The 455-nt window shown below is 51.4% G+C and carries 5 tRNA genes; all 5 read left to right on the top strand.

Features of this window, described 5'->3' with window-relative positions:
* Nucleotide 1 precedes the first annotated feature (1 nt).
* The 5 genes from V7L95_RS09745 (at nucleotide 2) to V7L95_RS09765 (ending at nucleotide 454) form a co-directional block, all read left to right on the top strand.
* A tRNA-Asn gene (locus V7L95_RS09745) sits at nucleotides 2-76 on the top strand.
* Nucleotides 77-80: 4 nt separating this feature from the next.
* A tRNA-Ser gene (locus tag V7L95_RS09750) sits at nucleotides 81-171 on the top strand.
* Nucleotides 172-180: 9 nt separating this feature from the next.
* Nucleotides 181-252 (top strand) — tRNA-Glu (locus tag V7L95_RS09755).
* A gap of 20 nt (nucleotides 253-272) precedes the next feature.
* Nucleotides 273-347: transfer RNA gene (locus V7L95_RS09760), tRNA-Gln, on the top strand.
* A 31-nt stretch (nucleotides 348-378) separates the two neighbouring features.
* A tRNA-Lys gene (locus tag V7L95_RS09765) sits at nucleotides 379-454 on the top strand.
* Nucleotide 455: the final 1 nt, after the last annotated feature.

The following is a 455-nucleotide window of genomic DNA, read 5'->3' on the forward strand; positions in this document are numbered from 1 at the left end:
TTCCGCAGTAGCTCAGTGGTAGAGCTATCGGCTGTTAACCGATCGGTCGTAGGTTCGAGTCCTACCTGCGGAGCCATAATGGAGAAGTACTCAAGTGGCTGAAGAGGCGCCCCTGCTAAGGGTGTAGGTCGCGTAAGCGGCGCGAGGGTTCAAATCCCTCCTTCTCCGCCATTATTGTATGGCCCGTTGGTCAAGCGGTTAAGACACCGCCCTTTCACGGCGGTAACACGGGTTCGAATCCCGTACGGGTCATGTTTTGTTTTTTGATTCGTTGGGCTATAGCCAAGCGGTAAGGCAACGGACTTTGACTCCGTCATGCGTTGGTTCGAATCCAGCTAGCCCAGCCATTTTTTATATATGTTTTTCTGCATAGCAGATGAGCCATTAGCTCAGTTGGTAGAGCATCTGACTTTTAATCAGAGGGTCGAAGGTTCGAGTCCTTCATGGCTCACCAT

Source organism: Bacillus sp. PPSBB_11 (assembly GCF_038023285.1).
Taxonomy (GTDB): domain Bacteria; phylum Bacillota; class Bacilli; order Bacillales; family Bacillaceae; genus Bacillus; species Bacillus altitudinis.